Below are 5,351 nucleotides of genomic sequence, written 5' to 3'. Positions count from 1 at the left end.
AGCAGGCGCTGGAGTTCTTTAATCTGCTTCATGGCGGCAGCAAGTTCAGAGGCAGGAACAACCTGTTCTCCGGCGGCCACAGCAGTAAGACTTCCTTCCTGGTATTGCTTACGCCAGAGAAATAACTGGCTGGCTGCTACACCATGTTGCCGGGCAACGAGGGAGACCGTCATCCCCGGTTCAAAGCTCTGCTGAACAATTGCGATCTTTTCCTGTGTGGTACGCCGTCTGCGTTTCTCCGGCCCTAAGACATCAATCATCTGTACTCCAATGACTAGTCTAAAAACTAGTATTAAGACTATCACTTATTTAAGTGATACTGGTTGTCTGGAGATTCAGGGGGCCAGTCTACGCGCCTGCTGCCAGAACTGTTTACAATATGGGCAGAACGGATCGGCGAAGACGTAGACAATGACCGGCGCATCTTTTTTACCGTCGAGGAGCCAGTGGGATTGTTCCATCCGTTGCCATATTTCGCGTCCGGCTGGTGCGTAAATTTCTTTTTCGATAAGTGTGTTACTCAGGTTTTCACCTTTCTCGTTGTACATGTAACCAGAGATAGCGTGCTTACCATCTGGAGTCAGGTAGATGGTGACGCCCATATCCTGATACTTTCCGAGATAACCTTTCATTCCTCCGGGGGCATCGAACGTTTTGATGATTGTAATGCCCTGTTTTTCAATCGCTTTTACTGGAGCAGGAAGTTCCTCTGCGAAGGCGATTGCAGGAAGCAGAGCCAGTAAAAGTATCTTTTTTAACATTAATTTGTCCTTTTCAGTCAGTGCAAAAGTCGAGTAAAAGGCATAACCTATCACTGTCATAGGTAAGAGCTTAGATCAGGTGATTGCCCTTTGTTTATGAGGGTGTTGTAATCCATGTCGTTGTTGCATTTGTAAGGGCAACACCTCAGCCTGCAGGCAGGCGCTGAAGATACCAAAGGGTAGTTCAGATTACACGGTCACCTGGAAAGGGGGCCATTTTACTTTTTATCGCCGCTGGCGGTGCAAAGTTCACAAAGTTGTCTTACGAAGGTTGTAAGGTAAAACTTATCGATTTGATAATGGAAACGCATTAGCCGAATCGGCAAAAATTGGTTACCTTACATCTCATCGAAAACACGGAGGAAGTATAGATGTCCTTGATTAACACCAAAATTAAACCTTTTAAAAACCAGGCATTCAAAAACGGCGAATTCATCGAAATCACCGAAAAAGATACCGAAGGCCGCTGGAGCGTCTTCTTCTTCTACCCGGCTGACTTTACTTTCGTATGCCCGACCGAACTGGGTGACGTTGCTGACCACTACGAAGAACTGCAGAAACTGGGCGTAGACGTATACGCAGTATCTACCGATACTCACTTCACCCACAAAGCATGGCACAGCAGCTCTGAAACCATCGCTAAAATCAAATATGCGATGATCGGCGACCCGACTGGCGCCCTGACCCGTAACTTCGACAACATGCGTGAAGATGAAGGTCTGGCTGACCGTGCGACCTTCGTTGTTGACCCGCAGGGTATCATCCAGGCAATCGAAGTTACCGCTGAAGGCATTGGCCGTGACGCGTCTGACCTGCTGCGTAAAATCAAAGCAGCACAGTACGTAGCTTCTCACCCAGGTGAAGTTTGCCCGGCTAAATGGAAAGAAGGTGAAGCAACTCTGGCTCCGTCTCTGGACCTGGTTGGTAAAATCTAAATTTCCTTCGTCTTTCGCGCTACCAACTCCGGCGCGAAATACTTCGGAAATTCACCTAATTCTTCGGGTGCTGCGGCACCCGATTTTCTTCCCCGCACTATGATGCAAGCTGCATCCAGGTAGCCGTAGAGGCCGCTTGCATGATGATGTTTAAAGCCCAGGAGATAAACATGCTCGACACAAATATGAAAACTCAACTCAAGGCTTACCTTGAGAAATTGACCAAGCCTGTTGAGTTAATTGCCACGCTGGATGACAGCGCTAAATCGGCAGAAATCAAGGAACTGTTGGCTGAAATCGCAGAACTGTCAGACAAAGTCACCTTTAAAGAAGATAACAGCTTGCCGGTGCGTAAGCCGTCTTTCCTGATCACCAACCCAGGTTCCAACCAGGGGCCACGTTTTGCAGGCTCCCCGCTGGGCCACGAGTTCACCTCGCTGGTACTGGCGTTGCTGTGGACCGGTGGTCATCCGTCGAAAGAAGCGCAGTCTCTGCTGGAGCAGATTCGCCATATTGACGGTGATTTTGAATTCGAAACCTATTACTCGCTCTCTTGCCATAACTGCCCGGACGTGGTGCAGGCGCTGAACCTGATGAGCGTACTGAACCCGCGCATCAAGCACACTGCAATTGACGGCGGCACCTTCCAGAACGAAATCACCGATCGCAACGTGATGGGCGTTCCGGCAGTGTTCGTAAACGGGAAAGAGTTTGGTCAGGGCCGCATGACGTTGACTGAAATCGTTGCCAAAATTGATACGGGCGCGGAAAAACGTGCGGCAGAAGAGCTGAACAAGCGTGATGCTTATGACGTATTAATCGTCGGTTCCGGCCCGGCGGGTGCAGCGGCAGCAATTTACTCCGCACGTAAAGGCATCCGTACCGGTCTGATGGGCGAACGTTTTGGTGGTCAGATCCTCGATACCGTTGATATCGAAAACTACATTTCTGTACCGAAGACTGAAGGGCAGAAGCTGGCAGGCGCACTGAAAGTTCACGTTGATGAATACGACGTTGATGTGATCGACAGCCAGAGCGCCAGCAAACTGATCCCAGCAGCAGTTGAAGGTGGTCTGCATCAGATTGAAACAGCTTCTGGCGCGGTACTGAAAGCACGCAGCATTATCGTGGCGACCGGTGCAAAATGGCGCAACATGAACGTTCCGGGCGAAGATCAGTATCGCACCAAAGGCGTGACCTACTGCCCGCACTGCGACGGCCCGCTGTTTAAAGGTAAACGCGTAGCGGTTATCGGCGGCGGTAACTCCGGCGTGGAAGCGGCAATTGACCTGGCGGGTATCGTTGAGCACGTAACGCTGCTGGAATTTGCGCCAGAAATGAAAGCCGACCAGGTTCTGCAGGACAAACTGCGCAGCCTGAAAAACGTCGACATTATTCTGAATGCGCAAACCACGGAAGTGAAAGGCGACGGCAGCAAAGTCGTTGGTCTGGAATATCGAGATCGTGTCAGCGGCGATATTCACAACATCGAACTGGCCGGTATTTTCGTGCAGATTGGTCTGCTGCCGAACACCAACTGGCTCGAAGGCGCAGTCGAACGTAACCGCATGGGTGAGATTATCATTGATGCGAAATGCGAAACCAACGTCAAAGGCGTATTCGCAGCGGGTGACTGTACGACGGTTCCGTACAAGCAGATCATCATCGCCACTGGCGAAGGTGCCAAAGCCTCTCTGAGTGCTTTTGACTACCTGATTCGCACCAAAACTGCATAAGAAGAAGTAAGATTCACCTGCAATTGCTTAGCCGCCGGGGTCAAACCTAGCGGCTTTTTTATGGCATTAAAAAGCCCTGCCGGGATGTTCCAGGCAGGGCGGCATAAATACTTTTATCTGTTAGCGAACGACCAGTACAGGCAGATTGGCGTGGCGGATCACGCTCGAGGCGTTAGAACCTAACAGATGGGTCGAAATCGATGGGTTGCGAGAACCGATAACTACAACATCAGCCCCCAGTTCTTCTGCCAACTCATTGACTTCATCCCGCACGCTACCAAAACGGACATGTTGTTTAATGCGGGAAGGATCGATGGTGAAGTGGCTGACCATCGTTTGCAGACGTTCTTCTGCTTCATGTTGCAGATGCTCTTCAAAACGACGCACATCAGCGGCAAAACGGTGCAGGCTCAGGCTGGCTGACCCGGGTAGTACGTGAAGTAGATGAATAACTCCGTCATCCTGGGTGAGGAATTCAGCGTGGCGAACAGCTTTGTCGCTCAATTCCATTTCAAATACATCAACTGGCATAATGATTGTCTTATACATAACCCTTTCTCCCTGTTAATCATGAACAAATCATTCGCCATGATTATAATATTTATCCCTGATATTTGTCTGGTTCTTTTTCCTTACGAACGGTTTCTGTGATTAATATATTCTCACTGAACACCAGGAATTCTCCCAAAACCTGCGGTACCGCCCGTTTTCCCGCTGTGATAGCTACCCTTAAAGACTGACTCTTTTTTGAACTGTCTCTGGAGGTTGCATGAAAGCATTGACTTATCACGGCCCACATCACGTTCAGGTAGAAAATGTTCCCGATCCGGGCATTGAACAGGCAGATGATATTATTCTGCGTATTACGGCAACGGCGATCTGTGGCTCTGATCTCCATCTTTATCGAGGCAAAATACCCCAGGTTAAACATGGCGATATTTTTGGTCATGAATTTATGGGGGAAGTCGTTGAAACCGGAAAGGACGTAAAAAATTTGCAAAAAGGCGACCGGGTGGTAATTCCGTTTGTCATTGCTTGTGGCGACTGTTTTTTCTGTCGAATGCAGCAATATGCCGCCTGCGAAAATACCAATGCGGGTAAAGGCGCTGCGCTCAATAAAAAACAGATACCAGCTCCCGCGGCATTGTTTGGTTATAGTCACCTGTATGGTGGCGTTCCTGGTGGACAGGCGGAATATGTCCGCGTCCCTAAAGGGAATGTGGGGCCGTTTAAAGTACCGCCTTTGCTTTCAGATGATAAAGCCCTTTTCCTTTCTGATATTCTGCCAACGGCATGGCAGGCAGCAAAAAATGCGCAGATCCAACAAGGTTCAAGCGTTGCAGTCTATGGTGCCGGTCCAGTGGGATTGTTGACAATCGCCTGTGCACGGTTGCTCGGTGCGGAACAGATTTTTGTTGTTGATCATCATCCCTACCGCTTGAGTTTCGCCGCTGACCGCTACGGCGCGATCCCGATTAATTTCGATGAAGATAGCGATCCGGCACAGTCAATTATTGAACAAACGGCAGGTCACCGGGGCGTGGATGCAGTAATAGACGCCGTCGGTTTTGAAGCGAAAGGCAGCACCACGGAAACGGTGCTGACTAATCTGAAACTTGAGGTAGCCTGAGTTTAACGGACACTCCTTCCTGAAATAGAATGGCATCAGAAGGAGCTAATAATGAGCAGAAAAAACCAACGTTACTCTAAAGAGTTCAAAGCCGAAGCTGTCAGAACGGTTCTTGAAAATCAACTTTCGATCAGTGAAGGCGCTTCCCGATTATCCCTTCCTGAAGGCACTTTAGGACAATGGGTTACCGCCGCCAGAAAAGGGCTCGGTACTCCTGGTTCCCGCACGGTGGCTGAACTGGAATCTGAAATTCTGCAACTGCGTAAGGCGTTAAATGAAGCTCGCCTTG

The 5,351-nt window shown here is 49.5% G+C and carries 5 protein-coding genes and 2 pseudogenes; 4 read left to right on the top strand and 3 right to left on the bottom strand.

Annotated features, from left to right (window positions below; translation table 11 throughout):
- Together BGK49_RS09160 and dsbG are read right to left on the bottom strand one after the other, a co-directional pair.
- Positions 1-260 (bottom strand): transposase (locus BGK49_RS09160; RefSeq protein ID WP_000567716.1); only part of this gene is annotated, 260 nt, incomplete at its 3' end.
- A 90-nt stretch (positions 261-350) separates the two neighbouring features.
- Positions 351-761 (bottom strand): annotated as a pseudogene (gene dsbG / locus BGK49_RS09155) (thiol:disulfide interchange protein DsbG); the annotation flags it as partial.
- A gap of 371 nt (positions 762-1,132) precedes the next feature.
- Here dsbG and ahpC point away from each other — a divergent pair.
- Both ahpC and ahpF read left to right on the top strand, forming a co-directional pair.
- Complete coding sequence (gene ahpC / locus BGK49_RS09150) at positions 1,133-1,696, top strand: alkyl hydroperoxide reductase subunit C (protein ID WP_000052796.1); 564 nt, start codon at positions 1,133-1,135, stop codon at positions 1,694-1,696.
- 170 nt (positions 1,697-1,866) lie between these two features.
- Positions 1,867-3,432 (top strand): alkyl hydroperoxide reductase subunit F, encoded by a 1,566-nt coding sequence (gene ahpF, locus BGK49_RS09145; RefSeq protein WP_000887629.1) that lies wholly within the window; start codon positions 1,867-1,869, stop codon positions 3,430-3,432.
- Between the two features lie 120 nt (positions 3,433-3,552).
- On the opposite strand, the gene uspG is transcribed toward ahpF, so the two are convergent.
- The gene (gene uspG, locus BGK49_RS09140) at positions 3,553-3,981 is read right to left on the bottom strand and encodes a universal stress protein UspG (RefSeq protein ID WP_000278511.1); all 429 of its coding nucleotides are present in this window, start codon (positions 3,979-3,981) and stop codon (positions 3,553-3,555) included.
- 220 nt (positions 3,982-4,201) lie between these two features.
- On the opposite strand from uspG, the pseudogene BGK49_RS09135 reads away from it, so the two are divergent.
- Positions 4,202-5,053 (top strand): annotated as a pseudogene (locus tag BGK49_RS09135) (alcohol dehydrogenase catalytic domain-containing protein); the annotation flags it as partial.
- Positions 5,054-5,113: 60 nt separating this feature from the next.
- Positions 5,114-5,351, top strand: a 238-nt coding sequence (locus BGK49_RS09130; RefSeq protein ID WP_032335914.1) for a transposase, incomplete at its 3' end; no start/stop codon positions are given.

The organism is Shigella sp. FC1544 (assembly GCF_001722145.1).
In the GTDB taxonomy this organism is placed as follows: Bacteria; Pseudomonadota; Gammaproteobacteria; order Enterobacterales; family Enterobacteriaceae; genus Escherichia; species Escherichia coli.
This window is presented reverse-complemented; position numbering and strand designations above follow the sequence as displayed.

Coding starts and splice junctions, on each gene's coding strand:
- ahpF (WP_000887629.1), top strand. CDS start 1,867: ATGCTCGACACAAATATGAAAACTCAACTCAAGGCTTACCTTGAGAAA.
- uspG (WP_000278511.1), bottom strand. CDS start 3,981: ATGTATAAGACAATCATTATGCCAGTTGATGTATTTGAAATGGAATTG.
- ahpC (WP_000052796.1), top strand. CDS start 1,133: ATGTCCTTGATTAACACCAAAATTAAACCTTTTAAAAACCAGGCATTC.